The 20,202-nt window shown below is 58.4% G+C and carries 19 protein-coding genes; 9 read left to right on the forward strand and 10 right to left on the reverse strand.

All coding sequences use genetic code 11. From position 1 onward, the window contains the following. Nucleotides 1-109 precede the first annotated feature (109 nt). On the forward strand, nucleotides 110-1,345 hold the full coding sequence (locus DWW03_RS05590; RefSeq protein WP_022062542.1) for a S41 family peptidase: 1,236 nt from the start codon (nucleotides 110-112) through the stop codon (nucleotides 1,343-1,345). A 120-nt stretch (nucleotides 1,346-1,465) separates the two neighbouring features. On the opposite strand, the gene DWW03_RS05595 is transcribed toward DWW03_RS05590, so the two are convergent. From DWW03_RS05595 to DWW03_RS16555, 3 genes are all read right to left on the reverse strand, one after another. Further along, nucleotides 1,466-1,807: a hypothetical protein gene (locus DWW03_RS05595; RefSeq protein ID WP_288869126.1), complete on the reverse strand. Its 342-nt coding sequence runs from the start codon at nucleotides 1,805-1,807 to the stop codon at nucleotides 1,466-1,468. 188 nt (nucleotides 1,808-1,995) lie between these two features. Continuing rightward, nucleotides 1,996-2,406, reverse strand: coding sequence for a hypothetical protein (locus tag DWW03_RS05600; protein ID WP_147344290.1), 411 nt, complete (start codon nucleotides 2,404-2,406; stop codon nucleotides 1,996-1,998). Between the two features lie 47 nt (nucleotides 2,407-2,453). Beyond that, entirely contained in the window at nucleotides 2,454-2,627 is a 174-nt protein-coding gene (locus DWW03_RS16555) for a hypothetical protein (protein WP_022062540.1), read from the reverse strand. 354 nt (nucleotides 2,628-2,981) lie between these two features. Between DWW03_RS16555 and era the strand changes: the two genes are divergently transcribed. From era to DWW03_RS05620, 3 genes are read left to right on the forward strand one after another with little or no spacing between them, the layout of a single operon-like run. Beyond that, nucleotides 2,982-3,863 carry a GTPase Era gene (gene era / locus DWW03_RS05610; RefSeq protein WP_015547792.1) on the forward strand — a complete coding sequence of 294 codons (882 nt, stop codon included), beginning with the start codon at nucleotides 2,982-2,984 and terminating at the stop codon, nucleotides 3,861-3,863. A gap of 43 nt (nucleotides 3,864-3,906) precedes the next feature. Continuing rightward, a complete protein-coding gene (locus tag DWW03_RS05615) occupies nucleotides 3,907-5,895 on the forward strand; it encodes a tetratricopeptide repeat protein (protein ID WP_022062538.1) in 1,989 nt (662 codons plus the stop codon). 16 nt (nucleotides 5,896-5,911) lie between these two features. Beyond that, nucleotides 5,912-7,300 (forward strand): MFS transporter, encoded by a 1,389-nt coding sequence (locus DWW03_RS05620; RefSeq protein WP_022062537.1) that lies wholly within the window; start codon nucleotides 5,912-5,914, stop codon nucleotides 7,298-7,300. A gap of 67 nt (nucleotides 7,301-7,367) precedes the next feature. Here the strand turns inward: DWW03_RS05620 and DWW03_RS05625 are convergent, their stop codons facing one another. The 7 genes from DWW03_RS05625 to DWW03_RS05650 all read right to left on the reverse strand — a co-directional run bounded on the left by DWW03_RS05625 (nucleotide 7,368) and on the right by DWW03_RS05650 (nucleotide 13,330). Next, a complete protein-coding gene (locus tag DWW03_RS05625) occupies nucleotides 7,368-7,778 on the reverse strand; it encodes a GtrA family protein (protein ID WP_118406461.1) in 411 nt (136 codons plus the stop codon). After that, on the reverse strand, nucleotides 7,771-8,550 hold the full coding sequence (locus DWW03_RS05630; protein WP_015547796.1) for a polysaccharide deacetylase family protein: 780 nt from the start codon (nucleotides 8,548-8,550) through the stop codon (nucleotides 7,771-7,773). The genes DWW03_RS05625 and DWW03_RS05630 overlap by 8 nt, the downstream gene beginning before the upstream one ends. Then, nucleotides 8,547-9,488 (reverse strand): glycosyltransferase family 2 protein, encoded by a 942-nt coding sequence (locus tag DWW03_RS16820; protein ID WP_259301979.1) that lies wholly within the window; start codon nucleotides 9,486-9,488, stop codon nucleotides 8,547-8,549. Before DWW03_RS16820 ends, DWW03_RS05630 begins: the two co-directional genes overlap by 4 nt. Next, nucleotides 9,413-10,492 carry a glycosyltransferase family 87 protein gene (locus DWW03_RS16825; protein ID WP_259301977.1) on the reverse strand — a complete coding sequence of 360 codons (1,080 nt, stop codon included), beginning with the start codon at nucleotides 10,490-10,492 and terminating at the stop codon, nucleotides 9,413-9,415. Before DWW03_RS16825 ends, DWW03_RS16820 begins: the two co-directional genes overlap by 76 nt. Nucleotides 10,493-10,594: 102 nt before the next feature. Further along, a complete protein-coding gene (locus DWW03_RS05640; protein ID WP_022062534.1) occupies nucleotides 10,595-11,740 on the reverse strand; it encodes a glycosyltransferase in 1,146 nt (381 codons plus the stop codon). A 244-nt stretch (nucleotides 11,741-11,984) separates the two neighbouring features. Beyond that, a complete protein-coding gene (locus DWW03_RS05645; protein ID WP_022062533.1) occupies nucleotides 11,985-12,527 on the reverse strand; it encodes a ferritin-like domain-containing protein in 543 nt (180 codons plus the stop codon). Between the two features lie 74 nt (nucleotides 12,528-12,601). Further along, on the reverse strand, nucleotides 12,602-13,330 hold the full coding sequence (locus tag DWW03_RS05650) for an acyl-[acyl-carrier-protein] thioesterase (protein ID WP_015547800.1): 729 nt from the start codon (nucleotides 13,328-13,330) through the stop codon (nucleotides 12,602-12,604). An 85-nt stretch (nucleotides 13,331-13,415) separates the two neighbouring features. On the opposite strand from DWW03_RS05650, the gene DWW03_RS05655 reads away from it, so the two are divergent. From DWW03_RS05655 to DWW03_RS05675, 5 genes are all read left to right on the forward strand, one after another. Further along, entirely contained in the window at nucleotides 13,416-14,027 is a 612-nt protein-coding gene (locus DWW03_RS05655; protein WP_015547801.1) for a hypothetical protein, read from the forward strand. Nucleotides 14,028-14,171: 144 nt separating this feature from the next. Beyond that, a complete protein-coding gene (locus tag DWW03_RS05660) occupies nucleotides 14,172-14,885 on the forward strand; it encodes a DUF2975 domain-containing protein (protein ID WP_015547802.1) in 714 nt (237 codons plus the stop codon). A 51-nt stretch (nucleotides 14,886-14,936) separates the two neighbouring features. Further along, the gene (locus tag DWW03_RS05665; protein WP_044054568.1) at nucleotides 14,937-15,158 is read left to right on the forward strand and encodes a helix-turn-helix domain-containing protein; all 222 of its coding nucleotides are present in this window, start codon (nucleotides 14,937-14,939) and stop codon (nucleotides 15,156-15,158) included. A 35-nt stretch (nucleotides 15,159-15,193) separates the two neighbouring features. Further along, nucleotides 15,194-17,992, forward strand: a complete 2,799-nt coding sequence (locus DWW03_RS05670; RefSeq protein ID WP_118406462.1) for a M16 family metallopeptidase — start codon at nucleotides 15,194-15,196, stop codon at nucleotides 17,990-17,992. A gap of 120 nt (nucleotides 17,993-18,112) precedes the next feature. Continuing rightward, nucleotides 18,113-20,170 (forward strand): LTA synthase family protein, encoded by a 2,058-nt coding sequence (locus tag DWW03_RS05675; protein ID WP_118406463.1) that lies wholly within the window; start codon nucleotides 18,113-18,115, stop codon nucleotides 20,168-20,170. The last annotated feature ends 32 nt before the right edge of the window (nucleotides 20,171-20,202 follow it).

Genomic DNA, 20,202 nt, shown 5'->3' on the forward strand with positions numbered 1-20,202 from the left:
GGCAGGCTCCAAGGCTTGCCTGATTTGTTTACATGCGGACGTCTCAAATAGCACATTACGCAAGATCACAGAAAAATCGTCACCTTCACCGAAAGAAAACGTATAAACCATGAAGAAACTCCTCTTGCTGTTGCTCTGCACGTGCATGCAGGCGGCATTTGCACAATCGGGGAAAATCGACTGGAAAGCCGATCTGGAATTTCTGACCAAGGAGCTGCCCGAAAAGCATTGCAACTTTTTTACGGCCCGCAGCAAAGGGGAGTTTGTATCGGGAATCGAGGCTATTAAAGCAGAGTCGGAGCGACTGACTGATTTTCAGGTCGCCCTCAAAACGCAACAGCTGATCGCCCGCTTCGGCGACTCACACACCATGCTGCAATTCTTTCAGTTGATTGACCAGACACAGATTCTTCCGCTCGGCACATTATGGGTCAGCGACGGGCTCTACATTACGAAAACGACCCCGGAAAACAAAGAAATTTTGGGACTGCGGATTGTAGCGATCAACGACACGCCCATCGCGACGGTCATCGACAGTTTGAGCACTCTTTTCACCATCGACAACCAGGCGATCGTGAAGTCAATCGTCCCGGAAACGGTGATGAGCCTTCAAGCTCTCGAACACTTCGGATTTGCCGACTCCCGGCAAGTCAAGCTTATGCTGTCGGACGGAAAGACGCAGGTGGTAAAGCCGATACATCCCGACAATGCATTCGTAAATTTCAGACCCGACTCCCTCGCTTTCGCAACCGCCAACCGCAAAGTCCTCTTCACCAGCCGTTATTTCCCCGAAGATCGGATCTATTACATGCTTTACAACAAATGTCACAGCCGTGAGCTGGCGGCTGAACGGGGCGACGCGGAAGCTGCGCAAAAGCTGCCGTCGTTCGAGGCGTTTACCCGGAAAGCATTCGAAACGCTGAATGATAAACCGGTGGACAAACTCATTTTCGACATGCGTTACAACGGAGGCGGCAACTCATCACAGGGAACCGAATTTGTCGAACGACTCGCACAAGCCCTCAAACAACACCCGCAAGTTGCGGTATATGTGGTGCTGGGACGCGATACATTCTCCTCGGCGATTCTGAACGCCATGGATTTCAAACAGCTGACCAATGCCGTTTTCGTCGGAGAAGAGACGGCCGGAAAGCCCAACCATTTCGGGGAGGTCCGCAGCTTTCAGCTTCCGAGTTCGAAGGTTTTGGTCAATTATTCAACAAAATACTTCAAACGCTCGGAAAAAGAGATCGAGACCATCGAACCCGACATGTCGATCGAGATGAGTTTCGCAGATTTCAAAAAAGGAGTCGACCCCGTTTTCGAATGGATAAAAGCTCAATAGCAAAGAATCCCTGCGGTTTGCACAGGGATTCCGTTTACTCGGCCCAGCCGTTGCAGCGGACCTTTGCAGGGTCCCACTTCTGCTTGAGAGCGGGATTTTCGGCTGGATAACCGATCGGTATCACGTTGAGCGGCACGACGCGGCGGGGAAGCCCCAGCACGTTGCGGACGGCACGCACGCGATCCTCGGAGGAATACACGCCCGTCCAGACAGCCTCCCCAGCCCGACGGCATGGGCCGCCAGCAGCAAGTTCTCCGAAGCGGCCGCCGCATCCTGTACCCACCACCCGGCATTGGTCGCACCCTGCGACTCGGTCAGCGCACCGCACACCACGACAGCCATCGGAGCCGCAGCGGCGCTCTGCGCATAAGGCAGCGAGTCGGCCAGTTGCCGTAGCAAGGCCTTGTTATCCACCACGATAAAGGCCCACGGCCGGCGGTTGCGAGCCGAAGGGGCCGACATCGCGGCGCGCAGCAACAGTTCGACGACACGCGCAAGATGATGAAGGCCGTGGCCGGCGGCGGCATGAAGATGCCCAAGATGCCGGGCGGAATGATGCGGCGATAGGCTACATTTTACAAGACTTCATTGCAAAAAGGCTCTCGGAAACGAGAGCCTTTTTGCAGTCATGTGAAACCCGGTGAGGAATGCTACTTTTCGGAGAACGTCCTGCCGTTATCGTTGGTTTCATAGGATTTTCCGCTCCGGCCTTCATAATATTTTTCGCCGAACAATCCCGATTTTTCGGTCACCTCATCGCCATTGTCGAGCGAAAACCGCCTCTTTTTCGAACCTCCTCCGTCGAACAAGGCAATGATCGTCATCACGACACTCAACAGGAACAAAGCGATCGAAATGGCAATGGACAGCAAAATAAGAGCTATAAGCAGCGGGAAAATAGACGGTCCCAGAATAGCAAGCATCACACAAGTGAACAGTCCATATCCGATTTTCTGACCGGTCGTCGAGAACAAATACAAATGCCGTTTCAAATAATAGATCCAGTAGGCGACACAACACAGAAACGGAGTCGTTGAAAGAAAAAACAGACCTATGCCCATGCCGACCGACAAATTAGGAGAGAAATTTCCGTGCCGCATGCTCATAACTACACCCCCAGCAGCGAGGTAATTAATGTCGCTCCGATAAATACACCCGTCACGATCAGGACATGCTTACTCAAATCGGATGTGTAATCGGGATGGTTCTTCCGGGTGAATTTTTCTTCCAGCGTGTTTATGCCCCGGTAAACATACACAAGCAAATTAAAACGTTTCATCATTCAAGGAGTTAGAGTTTTACATCGAGCAAATGTCAAAACACAAAAAACGCGGACAAACTCTGTTCATCCACATTCAAGGCCTTGGACTGCCTGCACAGAAAGATGAAAGGAATGCCCGCGCCGTAAAACAGCGCGAGCATCAACTTTAATTCCTCTCTGTGATTCAAAAGTGTCCAAGTTCTGAATGTAAGAAGAAAAGCCGATGCGCTTTTATATGTCGTGTGCCGCCGTAGCGGCATTAAGAATCAAAAGTTCTCATTTTTTCATAGGCAGTGCGATTTTAGCATATTGTAAAACAAATATAGGATAAATTCGAATAAATCCCTACCTTTGTCTGCGAATAAAGCAAAAAAAATGCACCGTTCCGGCTTCGTAAATATCATCGGCAATCCCAACGTGGGCAAATCGACGCTGATGAACGCCCTCGTGGGCGAAAAACTCTCGATCATCACCTCCAAGGCGCAGACCACACGCCACCGCATCATGGGCATCGTCTCGGGCGAGGATTTCCAGATCGTCTACTCCGACACGCCCGGCATCCTGAAGCCCTCGTACAAGTTGCAGGAGTCGATGATGAAGTTCGTGACGGGCGCCCTGACCGACGCCGACGTGATCCTCTACGTCACGGACACCGTGGAGCAGAGCGAACGCTCGGCCGAAATCGTCGACAGCATCCGCCGGAGCGGCATTCCGACCGTCGTGGTCATCAACAAGATCGACCTCTCGACGCCCGAAGCGCTCGAAGCGCTGGTCGACAAATGGCAGGCCGAAATCCCCGGGGCGCAGGTCGTCCCCACGTCGGCCAAGGAGAATTTCAACATCGAAGGGCTGTTCCGGACCATCCTCTCGCTGCTGCCCGAAGGCCCGGCGTTCTACCCCAAGGATACGCTTACGGACAAGACGCTGCGCTTCTTCGCCTCGGAGATCATCCGCGAGAAGATCCTCAAATTCTACGACAAGGAGATCCCCTACTGCTGCGAAATCGAGATCGAAAGTTACAAGGAGGAGCCGACGATCGACCGCATCGCGGCGACGATCTACGTGGCCCGCGACTCGCAGAAGGGCATCCTGATCGGCCACAAGGGCGAGAAGCTGAAGAGGGTCGGACAGACGGCGCGCGAAGACATGGAACAGTTCCTCGGCAAGAAGGTTTTCCTCCAGTTGTTCGTCAAGGTCAGCGACGACTGGCGCAACAACGAACGGCAATTACGCAGGTTCGGATACGAACAGGAATAATAAATCGCACGGAAAGCCCGTTTAAAGAGCAAAATCAGTCAGCATGCGGAAACTCATCGCCGGAATCATATTGGGAACCGCCCTGCTGTGCGGCACGAAAGCCCACGCACAGTACAACCGGGAATATTTTTTCTGGGTCGGACGTTCGTGCATGATGAACAACGACTACCAGGAGGCCATCCGCACGCTGAACACCCTGCTGCGCTTCGACGAGGACGCTTTCGAAGGCTACTTCCTGCGCGGCATCGCCAAATACAACCTCGACGACCTGCTGGGCGCCGAGGACGATTTCTCGACGGCCATCCGGCTCAATCCCGTCTACACGCAGGCCTACACCTACCGCGCCATCACGCGCTCGCGTCTGGGCAACTACGACGACGCTTTGCAGGACTTCCGCGAGGCGATCGAGCTGCGCCCCGACCTGCCGGGCCCCTATTACAGCCGCGGCGTGACGCGCCTGCTGAACCAGCAGTTCAAGGAGGCCATCGACGATTTCGACAAGTTCATCCGCCAGGAGAACAAGGTGGCCGACGCCTTCATCTGCCGGGGATTGAGCTACCTCCACCTGAAAGACACCACGCGCGCCTACGAGAATTTCAACACCGCGATACGCACCAACCGCGAGAATCCCAACGGCTACAACCGCCGCGGCGGACTGCACCTCCAGCAGGAACAGTACAAGGAGGCCGAGGCGGATTTCAACAAGGCCATCGAGTGCGATTCGGCCTACCTGCTCTCCTACTTCAACCGCGCGCTGGTCTACAACGCCACCAACCGCCCGATGCAGGCGCTGGCCGATTTCGACAAGGTGATCCAGCTCGATTCGACCAACTCGCTGACCTATTTCAACCGCGCGATGCTGCGCACGCAGATCGGCGACTACAACCGCGCGCTGGAGGATTACGACAAAGTGGCGCTCTACTCGCCCAACAACGTGCTGGTCTACTACAACCGCGCAGGCGTCTACGCCCAGCTGGGCGAGATCGAGCGCGCCGTGGAGGACTACACCTCGGCCATCAAGCTATACCCCGACTTCGCCAACGCCTACATTTACCGCGGCCGGCTGCGCGAACTGCTCCGCGACCCGCAGGGCGCCAAAGAGGACCGCTCGATCGCCCAGCGGAAAATCGCCGAATACCGTTCGCGCCTGAACGACAGCACCTATTCGATCTACGCCGACACCACGCAGCGCTTCGACCGCCTGCTGTCGTTCGACAGCAAGTTCGCCGGAGGCAGCTTCGACCGCATCACGGGCCACAACGGCGGACACGAGGAGATGCGCCTGCTGCCGCTGTTCAAGTTCACGCTCATGCGCCCCGACTCGGTTCCCGCAGCCAAACCCTATCACCTGCAACGCGTCGACGATTTCAAGAAGCGCATCGGCAACGAATACCTCACCCTCTCGTGCCGCGAGAGCAACATCGCGCCCGACACGCTGGTGATGCTCGACAAGCAGTATGTGCAGGAGCTTAACGCAAGCAACCCCGCATGGACCGTGCTCTTCGAACGCGCCGTCACGCAGTCGCTCATCAAGCAGTACACCAATTCGGTGAGCACCTATTCGTCGGCCATCGAGTTGAACCCGTCGAACCCGTTCCTCTACCTGAACCGCTCGACGACGCGCGCCGAGATGATCGACTTCATCTCGTCGATCGACAACTCCTACCAGCGGATCACGATCGACTCGGACCCCGCCAACCGACTGAACAACAATTCGAAACGCACGTACAGCTACGACGAGGCGGTGGCCGACCTGAACAAGGCCGTGAAGCTCTTCCCCGACTTCGCCTACGCCTACTACAACCGCGCCAACCTGCTGGCCCTCTCGGGCAGCCTGCCCGAGGCGTTCGAGGACTACACCAAAGCCATCTCACTCAACCCCGCATTCGCCGAGGCCTACTACAACCGCGGCATCATCCAGCTGTTTATGAAAGACACCCGCAAGGGCTGCCTCGACCTCTCGAAAGCCGGCGAACTGGGAATCACCGAAGCCTACGAGGTGCTGAAACGCTACGCATCACTGGATAACTAACTCAACACAAAAAAATATGGCAGAAACTATCCAACGTAAACTCAACGACTCGTCCGCAGCCCGATGGACGGCGTTGTTGCTCATCGCGTCCACGATGTTTTTCGGTTACATGTTCGTCGACCTGATGTCGCCGCTGCAAAGCATGATCGAGGCACAGCGCGGATGGACCCCCGACGTATTCGGCATGTACGGCAGTTCGGAGTTCATACTCAACGTCTTCGGATTTCTGATCCTCGCAGGCATCATCCTCGACAAGATGGGCGTGCGGTTCACCGGCCAACTGTCGGCTTCGCTGATGTTCATCGGCGCCTGTCTGAAATACTACGCCGTGAGCGACTCGTTCGCGGGTTCGGGCATCGAAACGTGGCTCGGCTCGTGGTGGACCTCGTTCCCCGCCTCGGCCAAACTGGCGTCGCTGGGCTTTATGATCTTCGGCTGCGGCATGGAGATGGCCGGCATCACCGTATCAAAAGCCATAGCCAAGTGGTTCGAAGGCAAGGAGATGGCTCTGGCCATGGGACTTGAGATGGCCATTGCCCGCGTCGGCGTTTTCGCCATCTTCTCCATTTCGCCGTGGCTCGCCGACATGGCTCCCGCAACGGTCGTACGACCGGTGGCATTCTGCACCGTGCTGCTGCTGATCGGCCTGCTGACGTTCGTGATCTTCTCCTTCATGGACCGCAAACTGGACAAACAACTGGGTCTCGACAGCCGGGGCGGAGGCGGCAGCGAGGAGGAGTTCAAGGTCAGCGACCTGAAGTACATCTTGAGCAGCAAGGTGTTCTGGATCATCGCGTTCCTCTGCGTGCTCTACTATTCGGCCATCTTCCCCTTCCAGCGCTTCGCCACCAACATGCTGGAGAGCAACCTCGGCGTATCGGCCCAGACCGCAGCCGACATTTTCCGCTGGTTCCCGATGGGCGCGGCGGCCATCACCCCCTTCCTGGGCCGATACCTCGACCACAAGGGCAAGGGCGCCACGATGCTCATTTTAGGCGCCATTCTGATGATCGTCTGCCACCTGACCTTCGCCTTCGTGCTCCCGGAGTTCCCGAGCAAGCCCGTCGCCTACGGCTCGATCGTCCTGCTCGGCATCTCGTTCTCGCTGGTTCCGGCCGCACTCTGGCCCTCGGTTCCGAAGATCGTGGAGACGCGCTATCTGGGTTCCGCCTATTCGCTGATATTCTGGATTCAGAACATCGGACTGTGCCTTTTCCCGATGCTCTTCGGCTTCGCACTCAAATATTTCAACGCCGGACGGACCGAGGGAATGCCCTACGACTACACCCGTCCGATGCTGATTTTCGTCGCATGCGGCGTGCTGGCGATGCTGCTGGGACTGTGGCTCAAAGCGGAAGACCGGAAAAAGAAATACGGGCTGGAACTGCCCAATATCAAGAAGTAGCCCAAGCTACACCCGAATAAATGAAGAAGGAGACCCTGCCGCGCATCGCACGGCAGGGTCCGTTTTTTCAGGATTTCAAACGCCCGCGCAGGGCGAAGCGCACCATCAGGAAATTGACCGGAAAGGCGACCAGAAAAACGCACAGCGGCGCATAGAGTTTCGGAACGCCCGCCCACAGCCAGATTTCGAGCAGTACGAGTTCGTTCACAAGGTTGATGAGGTGGGCCGTCAGGAACCGCACGGCACGGCGGGCAGAGGGCCGTACCCGAAAGGTGAAATAGCTCGACAGCAGAAAGTTGCAGACGATGCTGACGCAGAAGGCGCAAAAATAGGCAAGGGCCGGCCAGAGGTCGTCGAAACACCGCACCAGCACGACGTAAACGGCGTAATTGACCGCCGTGGCGACGCCTCCCACCACGGCGAAGCGCACGAACGGACTCTCATAGAGCCTCCGGAGCATCATCGCTACCCTACTCATCGCATCCGAGGTATTCGCGGGTGGTCAAAAACCGACAGCCGCGGGCTTTCAGCCACTCCAGCAGCCGGATGAATTTCCGTTGCAGGTCCGTCCCCGAACAATGCGTAAGATAGCCCGGAACACCGAAAGCCGGCTCGCGCAGCCGTGCGGAAAACTCCCACGGATGGAAATAGAGGTTCAGGTGCCCGTCGCGGCGCAGGGCGCTGCGGCACAGCAGTTTGTAGAGCGGCAGCGGCATGACGTGGAGCGAAATCCAAAACAGCGGCACGCGGAAAGGCGCGGAGACCGAAACCGGATAGATCGTGAGCCCCTCCTCCCGCGACACGGAGCACGGGGCCCGGAGGTTGTTGTAGCGCGTCGGAATCCACGTCGGATTGATCGACGAATTGTACCTGTACCCCGCCGCCGCGAGCGCCGCGGACGAAGCGGCGGCCAGCCGCGGGGCACGGTAGCCGACAATGCGCTGTCCGGTCAGCTCTTCGAGCGTCCGCCGGCTGCCGGCAGGGTCCGACCCGGCGGTCAGCCCGTGGTAATAGTCATGCGAAGCCACCTCGTGGCCTCCGGCGACGATGCGGCGGACAAGGTCCGTGCGGTGGAGGGCAAAATTGGCCGTCGTGTAAAACGTGGCCCGCAGCTCCAGCCGCGCGAGCAGGTCCAGCAGGAACTCCAGCCCCTCGGAGCTGACCGCAAGCTGGGTGCCGAAATCGATTCCGCGGCCCCTTTCGAGCGGAAAATCGAACTCCTCGACGTCGAAACCGAGTGTCACAGTCATAGGCGGATGGCGATACGGAAAAAGTTTCTCAATTCACGGAACAACACCCGCGGAGACATCGCCGACATGACGATGCCGTCGCGGAGCATGGTCTCGACCTCCTCGATGCGCAGGCGTTTGTCGCGTGCGGCGAGGACGACGAATTCGGTGTCGAACAGGAAATCGGAGATGCGTGTGCGCAGCATCACCGCCCGAGCGCGGGGCGAGAGGCCCTTCAGACCGCCCTGCGTGTCGGTATGGCGGATGTTGAGGAAGATGCGGTTAAGCAGTTTCGACCCGTAGGACATCATCTTGCGCATGGGCGAAAGCCGCGAATGGTAACTCCGGTTGCGCACGGCGATCACCACGTCGGTCCCTGCGAACACCCGGTCGATCACCTCGCACATCGACTCCGCCGTATAGGGCATGTCGATGTCCGTATAGATGGTATACGGGGCCCGGGAACGGGCGATGCCGGCCCGGATGGCAGCGCCCTTGCCGCCGTGCGGAATATCGACGATCTCGACATCCGGAACGGCCTGCCGCAGCGCCCCGTGCTGTTCCTCGCCGAAACCATGCGGCGAACCGTCGTTGACGACGATCAGGTGCAGGCGCTTGTCCGGATACCGGGCGCAAAGCTCCGCATAGGAGCGGGCCAGCGCAGGGACGAACCCCGGAGCCGGATTGTAACACGGGCATACGATGTCGAGCCCGTCGCCCGGCCGCGCGGGACGGGATTCTGCCGCCTCGTTTGCCGCCTCGTCTGCCGCAGGCAGGGTTTTGTAGTCCAGAAGGACGTCCGTGACGGCGAAATCCTCGCGCCACAGCCTCCGGATGCAGTGGAGCCAGATGGCGAAGAACGGCAGCGAACGCAGCGCGTAGGCTACGAATACGCCACGGTAGAACTTAGTCGGGAGTAAGTTATAGGAGAAACTGGCGAACAGGGCCAGTAGGAGCAGCGTCCATTCGAGCCGGCCGCGTGCGGGGGGGGGGGAAAATTCACCCACCAGATACCCATGCCGAGCGCGGCTATCACATAGCCGCTGTGTTCGCTGCCGCTGCTGAACAGCACGATGAACAACAGGAGTGAAGCCAGCATCGTCAGGCGGTAGCTGAAGTGTTTGTACTGCCCGGTGCGCAGGTAGGAGAGCAGAAACAGCACCATGGCGGGGACGATGATCAGCAGGTCGGAATAGGCCGGCGAACCGCTGATCTTGCGCACACAGCCCACCAGCGAGATGTTCGTATAGGCACAGAACATGTTCTCACCGTTCTTCTGCACAATGTCGGCGGCCCATGCCGCATACTGCGACCAGAGGTATTCGGGACTGACGAAGAGCAGGGGCAGCAGCAGGGCCATGGCGCTCCACAAAGCCATATACCCGATGAAACGTCCTTTGCGCCGCACGAAGAAGAAAAAGGCCAGCCCGACGATGCCGTAAATCTTGACGAACGTACCGATGACGATGAACAGTGCGGCCCATCCTTCGCGGCGTTTCTCGATCATGGCCAGCGCCCCGACGACCAGCGCCGCGACGGCGATGTTGAACTGCTGTTTGAAGCAGGCTCCGTAAAAGTCGTTGAGCGTCAGCCACAGCACCAGGCTCGTCAGCACCACGGGCATCGGCAGCTGCCGGACGGTCCAGTAGAGCAGCAGCGAAAGGCTCATGCACCACAGCGACATGCCCAGCCACGGCGGCAGCACCGCGAAAGGTGCGATGATAAAGGCGAAAATCGGACCGTAATGGTTGATATCCCCGTATTCGAGCGGATAGGGCTCGTAAAGGGGAAGCGAGGAGAACAGATGGTCGAACACCCCGCGGAAGACCAGGAAATTGTTGTAGTTCTGAGGCCCGGCCAGCGACTGCGTGATGCAGATCCAAACCGTGCAGAGCATCCAGACGGCAAATACCACATACGGGTTAAGCAACCTGGATTTCAGATTGATGAATTGTGACGCCACAATATGCAAGAGTATGAGTTAGGTCCCGCAAAGATAGGTCTTTTCGCCTGAATAACAAACGAAATGCCGAAAAAACAGTTCTCCCGGAAGCTGCGGCGCCCCCTATTTTCCGGAAGCCACCAGCCCGTACAGCTCCGTGATGCGGCTGCACATCTCCTCCCACGAAAAGCGGCGGCGTTCCTCGACGCAGTTTTCCCGGAAGCGTTGAAGCGTGTCCCCTTCGTACATCCGTTCGATGGCGCCGGCAACCCCTTCGGGCGTGGGTTCGCAGACATACCCCACCCGGCCGTCGGGCACGATCTCGGCCAGTCCCCCGACTTTCGTGACGACCATCGGCACGCAGAACTGGTAGGCTATCTGCGTCACGCCGCTCTGCGTGGCGGTCTTGTAGGGCTGGACGACGAAGTCCGCCGCCGAAAAATAATATTTCACGTCGTCGTCGGGGATGAAGCGGTCGTGGAGCAGCACCTCGTCCTGCAATCCGTTGTCGGCGATCCGGTTCAGATACGGCTCCCGGGCGGTGTAGAACTCCCCCGCCACGATCAGCCGGCGGCCCTCGGTGCGGCCCGCACGCCGGAGCTGCGCCCAGGCGTCGAGTAGCAGGTCAAGCCCCTTGTAATCGCGGATCAGCCCGAAGAAAAGCACGTAGCGGTTCGCAGGGTCCAGCCCCAGACGCACGCACGCCTCGGAGCGTTCGACCCGCTCGCCGAAGTTCTCGAACAGCGGGTGCGGCGAAAACAAGGCCGGAGCGTCGCTGTACGCGCGAAGCTCGCTGTGCACCTGCTCGGACATGTAGACGAAGCCGTCCACCGAATGCAGGTAGTAGCGGTTGAAGGGTTTGTCGGTCAGGTGGTGTTCGTGCGGCTCGACGTTGTCAATCTGGCACAGCACCTTCGTATGGCCGTTGCCGCGGGCGATGCGGGCAATGGTCCCGAAACAGGGGGCCATGAAGGGCGTCCAGTACTTCATCAGCACGAAATCGGGACGCTCGCGGCGTATCCGGCGGCCGACGCGCACCCAGTTCAGCGGATTCATCGTATTGACGCAGCGGCAGATGCGGAGGTCCGCAGGCGGAGGCGTCGCAACCGTCTGGCTCTCGCCGGGAAACAGCAGCGAGGGATATTGCAGCGTGAAGGTCTTGATGTCGACCTCGTCGCCCCGCCGCTGGAACGTGCGGGCCATGATCTCCATGATCGAGGCCAGCCCCCCGCGGTAGGGATGGGCAGGTCCTAAAATCGTTATTTTCATCGTATCAGAGCATTCCGGCGATTTCATGCCGTTCATCCGATCCGGCAACCCGACGCCTGCGGCCTCCGGCCGCATCGGCAGATCCGCCCCGCCCCGAATCCCTCCCCCGGGAGGAACTCATGCGCCGGCCGGGGTTTGCACAGGTTCCCGCGAATGATTCAGGTACAAAGATAACCGAAAAAACGGGACCCCGGCAAAAGGATTCCGTTTTTTGCGTCAGAAGTGCTTTCCGCCGCGCGAACCGCTATTCGCCGCCGCCGGAATGGTTGAAACTCTTCGACGTATGCTTGCTGCCGGCGGCCGATTGCAGCGCGAGGTACTCCTCGCCGTAGTCGATCAGGTTCTGCAACTCGGTGCGGAAGGTGTCGAGATGCTGCTCCTCCTCGACGATGATGTCCTGAAACATCTTGTGCGTTACGGCGTCCTTGTTCTCCGAGGCGATGCGCGAGGCTTCGTTGTAGCTGTCGATCGTACTCTGCTCCAGCTGCATGGCCATGCGCAGCATCTCCTTCACGTCGGTGACCTGCCGGGTGCGGAACGAGGCGTTCATGTCCACGTCGCCCTGCAGGAACAGGATGCGGTCGGAGAACTCCTCGATGTGGCGCATCTCGGCGATCGAAATCTCGCGCATGATCTTCGAGAGATACTGGTAGCGGTCGTCCTCGAAATGAGTGTGGAAATACATGTACTGCAACGAAGTGGCGATCTCCTTGCCCACGGCATCGTTCAGCAGGTCGATGCTTACCTGATACTTGTTTTTCGCTTGTGTTTTGGTTGCGCTCTCCATAATGAAAAAAGGTTTTGCAGCCGTAAACTGCAAAACCCGTTCCACAAGCGCCCTGCGAAGCGTTCCCCGCAGGCCTATTTCCATTCGATAGAGGCACGCACGGCAGCCGCAGCGCCGTCGGCCGAAATTTCGAACAGCGCCGAACGCCCGCGCAACTCGCACCCCACCGTCAGCGTCTGCCCGAAACGGCACTCTTTCAGGAAATGAATGTCCAGCCGCACCGGAGCCTCCTGCGTCAGCATGTCGACGGGCAGCATGTCGAGCATCATTTCGATATAGCGCATCGTGTTGACGTGGCGGTTGAAGTCGATGTCGCTGTAAACCACGCGGTGTTCGGCCGTCGCGGTAGGGCTTACCGCACGGATCTTGCGCGGCTTGTCCGTCGGGGGCGCGGCATCTACGATGGCGTCGGCATGCGCGTCGCCCACCCACGAGAGGTCGATCGCCGAACGGCTCTGCAGGTCGATCATCGCCCACTGCGTCACGGCGCGGCCGAATTCGCGGCCTGCGGCATCGGTCAGCGTGAAGTTTCGCGTCGAGAGCACCCGGCCGTAATCGCTGATCCACGTAGCCACGGTGTAGTCGGTGTACTGCGTGGGCTGGCAGTCGAATTCGACGGCCATGCGCGAAAGCACCCACGAATGGTTGTCGGCATTCAGCGCATCGACTCCGAACCCCTTGCCGTGGGCGTCGATGCCCGCGGTGTTGAGTATCGAGCCGCCCAGCGAAGGGATTGTCGCCCGCAGCGTGAAATCCACGTCCTGCGGTTCAACCCGGTAATTATAGCGAGATTTTTCAGCCATTGCATTGAATTTTACGGTTATGCAGGCAAAGATACGATTTTTTTCGTATTTTTGTTTTTGATGTTAACCCTTAAACCTGTTAGTTATGGAAGTGAAAAAACTCGATTTCGGAGAAACCCTCAAGGATTCCGTCGCCATCGGCGTAAAGAACGCACCTTCGGTGATCGCAGCAGTGGCCTTATGGCTCATTACGATCTGGATACCTTATCTCAATGTGGGTACCACAATCGCCATCACCTTACTGCCCACACAGTTGGCCAAGGGTGAGATTGTCAATCCCCTGGGCATTTTCGACAGCAAATACCGCCGCTACATGGGCGAGTTCTTCATCACGATGGGCCTGATGATTTTCCCGATTTTCATCGGCGTGCTCTTCATGGTCATCCCGGGCATCGTGCTCTCGATCGCATGGACGCTCTCCTACTATTTCCTCATCGAAAAGGGCAAAAATCCGATACAGGCCATCAAGGCTTCGAACGACGCCACCTACGGCAGCAAATGGACCATGTTCTTCGTGTCGCTGGTCGTCGGCGTACTGTTCGGCATCGTATTCGGCATTTTCCAGGCCATCTGCAATGCGATCGGCATCGGCTTCATCACGTTCGTCGTCATGTTCATCCTCTACGTGCTGGCCATCTCGATCTCAATGTCCATCAGCGCTTCATTCTGGAAACAGCTGAAAGACAACGTGGAGTAAACGCTCCGGAGACGATCCGAAGGACGGCCGCCTGTGCCGTCCTTTTTTGTCCGCTGCGAAAAATTTTATCGAAAAACGATAAATATTATTTGTTTTTCGAAAATTAATTCTATCTTTGCAACTGTAAAACCAAAATAGTCACACATGCAGAACAAAAAATCGCTCCTGCAACGCCTGCTGGTCATTTACATTACGTTTTTCATCGTACTCGTGGCAAGCATCGCCCACGGAATCCTGCCCAATTTCTCGCGGGGCGCGGCGGAAGGCGCGGAACTCGGTAACGACATCGCCGAAAAGTGGAAATCCGGCGTGCCGCGCATGATCTACATGCTGGGCGACATCCGGGTAACGGGACAACCCGAAACGGCTGTCGAAATCGCCGCGGCGCCGGGCGTGGAAATCAAAGCCAACGTCCGCAAACTCGCCCTGGTCGTCGAGCAGAACGCCCCGGGCACATCCCCGCTGGGGCTGGCATTCCGTTCGATCGGCGGCAGCGCATGGCTCTATGCGCTGGTTATGCTCTGCCCGCTTCTCTATCTGGCCATCATCGTACTGATGTTCGTGATCATCCACTCGCTGCGCCGCTCGATCCGCGAAGAGCGCACGCTCGACAAACGCAACGTCTGGTATCTGCGCGCAATCGGCATGCTGACGATCGTCACCGAACTGATCAGCGACACCGTGGACTGGGTGATGAACAGCCGCGCCGCCGAACTGCTCGCCGGAAGCGGATACACCGTCGACGCGGGTTTCCACGTCTCCTACGCAATGATCATCATGGGTATCCTGATCCTTTTCGCCGCCGAGGTCTTCGCCATCGGCCAGAATTTGAGCGAGGAGCAGAAACTGACCATCTAAAACAGACGACATGAGAGAAATGCAAACGATAAAAGGGGGGGGGACGACTTTATGGCGATAATCATAAACATAGACGTAATGATGGCCAAACGCAAGATGTCGCTCGGCGAACTGGCCGAACGGGTCGACATCACGCCCGCCAACCTCTCGATCCTCAAGAACGGGAAGGCCAAGGCCATCCGGTTTTCCACGCTCGAAGCGATCTGCCGCGAGCTGGACTGCCAGCCGGGTGATATCATCGAATACCGCCCCGAAGAGACACAGAAACAATAAACCTTATACCACAAATGCCCATGAAAAAATTATTGATGCTGGCCGTCGCGGCGTTCGCCGCCGGCAGCGCCGCGGCACAGATGAACCAGCCGATCCCGGCCGATCCGGAGGTCCGCACCGGGAAACTGGAAAACGGAATGACCTACTACATCCGCCACAACGAAAAGCCGAAAGGCCAGGCTGATTTCTACATCCTCCACGATGTGGGAGCCATCCAGGAGAACGATTCGCAGCAGGGCCTCGCCCACTTCCTGGAACACATGGCCTTCAACGGAACCAAGAACCTCCCGGGCAAACAGCTCACGGAGTATCTGGAGACCGTGGGCGTGAAATTCGGCGCCAACCTCAATGCCGGCACGAGCTGGGATTACACGTGCTACAACATGAAGGACGTGCCGACCTCGCGCGAAGGAATCATCGACTCGGCGCTGCTGATCCTGCACGACTGGTCGCACTTCATCGCGCTGGAGCCGTCGGAAATCGACTCGGAGCGCGGCGTGATCATGGAGGAGCTGCGCACGCGCGACGGCGCGTCGTGGCGTTCGACGATGAAGCTGTTGCAGGCGCTGGGCAAAGGCACGAAATACGAGCGCCGCAACCTGATCGGCTACCTCGACGGGCTGAAGAACTTCCGGCACAAGGAGCTGGAGGATTTCTACAAACAATGGTACCGTCCGGACTACCAGGCCGTAATCGTGGTCGGTGACATCGACGTAGACGCCATTGAGTCCAAGATCAAGACGCTGATGGCCGACATTCCGGCTCCCGCCGCCGGCGCATCGCAGAAGGAGACCATCGAGGTTCCCGACAACGAGGAGCCGATCGTCAGCATCTACACCGATCCCGAAATGCAGGGTACGAAGGTGCAGCTCTTCATCAAGCGCCCGGCGCTTCCCGAACAGCTCGCCAACACGGTGCTGGCCGAGGCCAACAACGTGATCGAGGCCTACATGACCACGATGGAGAACGCCCGCCTGCAGGAGATCGCCATGCAGCCCGACGCGCCGTTCCTCGGCGCCGGCATGGGCACGGGCGACGTGATCGGCATCATCCCGACGCTCGACGCCACGGTATTCGTGGCCATGACCGAGGACGGCAAGCTGGCCCGCGGCTTCGAGACCCTCTATACCGAAATGGAGAAGGTGCGCCGCTACGGATTCACGCAGGGCGAGTTCGAACGCGCCCAGGAGAACCTGATGCGTCAGGCCGAACGCTCGTACGCCAACCGCAACGACCGCCGCAACAACGAATTCGTGCAGACCTATCTGAACAACTACCAGAAAAACCAGCCGATGCCCGATGCCGAGACCGAATGGCAGCTCGACAGCATGCTGATCAAGATGCTCAACGTGGATGCCGTCAACGCCTTCGCGAAGCAGACCATTCTCCCGACGAATCAGGTGATCGTGATCAACGCTCCCGAGAAGGAGGGCGTCGCAACGCCCACCGCCGAGGAGATTCTCGCCATCCGCGACAAGGTGGCCGCATCGGAGGTCACGGCCTATGAGGACAACGTGGTCAAGGAGCCGCTGATCGCAGAAGGGACCGTGCTCAAAGGCTCGCCCGTGAAGAAGACGGTCGAGGACAAACAGCTCGGAACGACGGAATGGACGCTGGCCAACGGTGCGAAGGTCGTCGTGAAACCCACGACCTTCAAGGCCGACGAAGTGCGCCTGGGCGTAGTCGGCAAGGGCGGCCTGTCGCTGCTCTCGGACGAGGAGTACTACATGGGCGAAATGATGCCCGCCGTGAACTCGATGTCGGGTGTCGGCAAATTCTCGGCCACGGAACTCAAGAAACAGCTTTCGGGCAAAACGGCCTCGGTGCAGCCCTCGGTGGAGAACTACACCAGCGCCATGGGCGGCGTCTGCTCGCCCAAGGACATCGAGACGATGCTCCAGCTGCTCTACCTCAATTTCACGCAGCCCCGGTTCAACAAGGACGACGTGGACAATCTCACGAAGATGCTCCTCGCCCAGCTCGCCAATGCCAAGTCGAATCCCGACTTCCTGATGCAGGAGAAGGTGGCCGACGTGACCTACGGCCACAATCCCCGCCGTCAGATGATCTCGACGGAGATCGTCAACAAGTTCGACTTCGAACAGCTGCCCGGCATTTACGCCAAGCTCTACCCCGGAGCCAACGGATTCGTCTTCACGTTCGTGGGCAACATCGACCCCGAAACGCTGAAACCCCTCGTGGAGAAATACATCGGTTCGATCCCCGCCGCCCGCAAACCGATCAATTACGTCGACGACAAGGCCTATCCGGTGAAAGGCGAGGTTACGGAGGAGTTCACGGCTCCGATGCAGCAGCCGAAGGTCTCGGTCAACTACCATTTCTCGGGTGAGATGCCCTACACGCTCAAAAACAAAATGGCCCTGACGTTCCTGACGCAGGCGCTCAATTCGCGCTATCTCGTTTCGATCCGCGAGGAGAAGGGCGGAACCTACGGCGTGCGCGTCCAGGGTTCGACGAAGTACATCCCCCGCGAGACTTACAGCATGACCATTTCGTTCGACACCAACGAGGAGATGGCCGACGAACTGCGCGAGATCGTGATGAAGGAGATCGAGGAGATCGCAGCCAACGGTCCCAAGAGCGAGGACATCGAGAAACACCGCGAATTCATGCTCAAGAGCTGGAAGAACAGCCTCGAACAGAACGGCGCATGGATGAACTACATCCAGATCAAATACGGCTCGGGCCTGAACTACATCGCCGACCACGAACAGGCGATCCGCGACCTGACCAACGCCGACGTGCAGGCGCTCGCCAAGAAGATCCTTGCGGACGGAAACCTCGTGAAGGTCGTCATGCGCCCGTCGAAGTAAGCACCAAAACAAACGATTTTTCAAAACAACAGAACAAGGCAGTCACCCGGTTGACTGCCTTTTCTTTTTCCGAACGGGCTGAAAATGGTTAACTTTGTACCGTTAATTCCCAAATTCATCATGCAAAAAAGTATTCGGCTGGTCTCCGGCCTCTATCTCAAACTGTCGCTGCTGACCGTCGCCGTCGGCCTCGTGCTGCGCGTCGTACTGCTTTTCAACGAGCAGACCACCTCACTCGCCTTCTCATTCGGCGAATGGTGCGAAGTCTTCCTGCTGGGCGCCGTGAACGATTTCTGCGCCGCGACGGCGGGATTCATTTTCCTCTGGCTCTTCATGTTGAGCGTTTCGCGCACCAAGTACAGAAAGCCGTGGGGCTACATCCTCCTCGCCCTGCTCGTGGCGGCGTTCTGCTACGTGGCGTTCTTCAACACGATCTTCGACGAATACGGAAGCGTCGCGCCGCGAATCGCCCTCTATGTGCTGGGCTACTGGGCCGGCAGCTTCGCACTGCGGCTCTTCCTGCCCGGATTCCGCAGCCACTGGACCACGGTGTGGTTCGCCCTCTTCATCGTCGTCTACGTGGGCGCCATCATCTTCAACGGCATCAGCGAATATTTCTTCTGGAGCGAATTCGGCGTCCGCTACAACTTCATCGCCGTCGATTACCTGGTCTACACCAACGAGGTGGTGGGCAACATCATGGAGTCCTACCCCGTCATTCCGATGACGCTGGGCATCGTCGTCGTGACGCTGCTCGTGACGTGGTACTTCTTCCGCAGCGAACTCGTGCAGACCGAATGCCTGAAAGGCTGGAGGTGGAAAGCCGTAATCGGACCGGCCTACGTCGCGGCGCTGTTCGCCGCGATCGGGCTGCTGAACTTCAACACCCGCTTCCAGGACAGCGACAACGTCTACGTCAACGAATTGCAGGCCAACGGACTCTACAAGTTCTACGACGCCTTCGTCAAGAACACGCTCGACTACGAACAGTTCTACCTCACGCGTCCCGAAGCCGAGGCCGAAGCCTTCGTGCACGGGGTCTACCAAAGCACGGGCGACAACCTGCACGCCGTGCGCGCCGAAGGGGAGGAGATCCGCCGCAACATCGTGCTGATCACCATGGAGAGCATGAGCGCCTCGTACATGGAGCGGTTCGGCAACACGGAACGGATCACGCCCGCACTCGACTCGCTCTACAAACTGGGACTGGCGTTCGACCGCGTATACGCCACGGGCAACCGCACGGTGCGCGGCCTGGAGGCCGTGACGCTCTCGCTGCCGCCCTGCCCGGGCCAGAGCATCATCAAGCGTCCGAACAACGCCGGAATGCACTCCACAGGAGCCTTGCTGCGCGACAAGGGTTACAACGTGACCTATTTCTACGGCGGCAACAGCTATTTCGACAACATGGAGACCTTCTTCTCGGGCAACGGATACGACATCGTCGACCAGAAAAGCTACAAGCCCGAAGAGATCACCTTCGCCAACATCTGGGGCGTCTGCGACGAAGACGCCTACCGGAAGGTCATCCGCACGCTCAACGAGGAGACCCGCAGCGGCAAGCCGTTCTTCGCCCACGTGATGACCGTCAGCAACCACCGCCCCTTCACCTACCCCGCCGGACGAATCCGCATTCCCAACGACTCGAAGAGCCGCGCCGGAGGCGTGCTTTACAGCGACTATTCGCTGGGACGGTTCTTCGCCGAAGCGGCCAGGCAGCCGTGGTTCGAAAACACGATCTTCCTCGTCACGGCCGATCTCTGCGCTTCGAGCGCAGGCCGCACCGAGATTCCGTTGCAGAAATACCACATCCCGGCGCTGATCCTCGCCCCCGGGCTTATCGAACCCGGAGTGGTCGACGGCATCGTCTCGCAGATCGACCTGATGCCCACCCTGCTGTCGCTGCTCAACATGAGCTACGACTCGCATTTCTACGGCCGCAGCATCTTCGACCCGGCATATGTCAACCGCGCGTTCATCGCCACCTATCAGGACCTCGGCTACCTCGAAGGCGACACCTTCACGATTCTGTCGCCCGTGCGCCGCTTCGAGCAGTACCGCGTGGTTCCCACCGAGGAGAATCCCCACCACCTCGAAACGATGGAGCGGAAGGACGCCATGCAGGTCGACCGCGCGATCGGCTACTACCAGACCTCCTGCAAATGGAACAAGCGGTAGCGCTGCCGCCGCGGCACAAAAAAACTGCGACC

The sequence above is a fragment of the Alistipes sp. AF14-19 genome (assembly GCF_003461645.1).
Classification (GTDB): Bacteria; Bacteroidota; Bacteroidia; order Bacteroidales; family Rikenellaceae; genus Alistipes; species Alistipes shahii.

Coding starts and splice junctions, on each gene's coding strand:
- DWW03_RS05590 (WP_022062542.1), top strand. CDS start 110: ATGAAGAAACTCCTCTTGCTGTTGCTCTGCACGTGCATGCAGGCGGCA.
- DWW03_RS05595 (WP_288869126.1), bottom strand. CDS start 1,807: ATGTCGGCCCCTTCGGCTCGCAACCGCCGGCCGTGGGCCTTTATCGTG.
- DWW03_RS05600 (WP_147344290.1), bottom strand. CDS start 2,406: ATGGGCATAGGTCTGTTTTTTCTTTCAACGACTCCGTTTCTGTGTTGT.
- DWW03_RS16555 (WP_022062540.1), bottom strand. CDS start 2,627: ATGATGAAACGTTTTAATTTGCTTGTGTATGTTTACCGGGGCATAAAC.
- era (WP_015547792.1), top strand. CDS start 2,982: ATGCACCGTTCCGGCTTCGTAAATATCATCGGCAATCCCAACGTGGGC.
- DWW03_RS05615 (WP_022062538.1), top strand. CDS start 3,907: ATGCGGAAACTCATCGCCGGAATCATATTGGGAACCGCCCTGCTGTGC.
- DWW03_RS05620 (WP_022062537.1), top strand. CDS start 5,912: ATGGCAGAAACTATCCAACGTAAACTCAACGACTCGTCCGCAGCCCGA.
- DWW03_RS05625 (WP_118406461.1), bottom strand. CDS start 7,778: ATGAGTAGGGTAGCGATGATGCTCCGGAGGCTCTATGAGAGTCCGTTC.
- DWW03_RS05630 (WP_015547796.1), bottom strand. CDS start 8,550: ATGACTGTGACACTCGGTTTCGACGTCGAGGAGTTCGATTTTCCGCTC.
- DWW03_RS05640 (WP_022062534.1), bottom strand. CDS start 11,740: ATGAAAATAACGATTTTAGGACCTGCCCATCCCTACCGCGGGGGGCTG.
- DWW03_RS05645 (WP_022062533.1), bottom strand. CDS start 12,527: ATGGAGAGCGCAACCAAAACACAAGCGAAAAACAAGTATCAGGTAAGC.
- DWW03_RS05650 (WP_015547800.1), bottom strand. CDS start 13,330: ATGGCTGAAAAATCTCGCTATAATTACCGGGTTGAACCGCAGGACGTG.
- DWW03_RS05655 (WP_015547801.1), top strand. CDS start 13,416: ATGGAAGTGAAAAAACTCGATTTCGGAGAAACCCTCAAGGATTCCGTC.
- DWW03_RS05660 (WP_015547802.1), top strand. CDS start 14,172: ATGCAGAACAAAAAATCGCTCCTGCAACGCCTGCTGGTCATTTACATT.
- DWW03_RS05665 (WP_044054568.1), top strand. CDS start 14,937: ATGGCGATAATCATAAACATAGACGTAATGATGGCCAAACGCAAGATG.
- DWW03_RS05670 (WP_118406462.1), top strand. CDS start 15,194: ATGCTGGCCGTCGCGGCGTTCGCCGCCGGCAGCGCCGCGGCACAGATG.
- DWW03_RS05675 (WP_118406463.1), top strand. CDS start 18,113: ATGCAAAAAAGTATTCGGCTGGTCTCCGGCCTCTATCTCAAACTGTCG.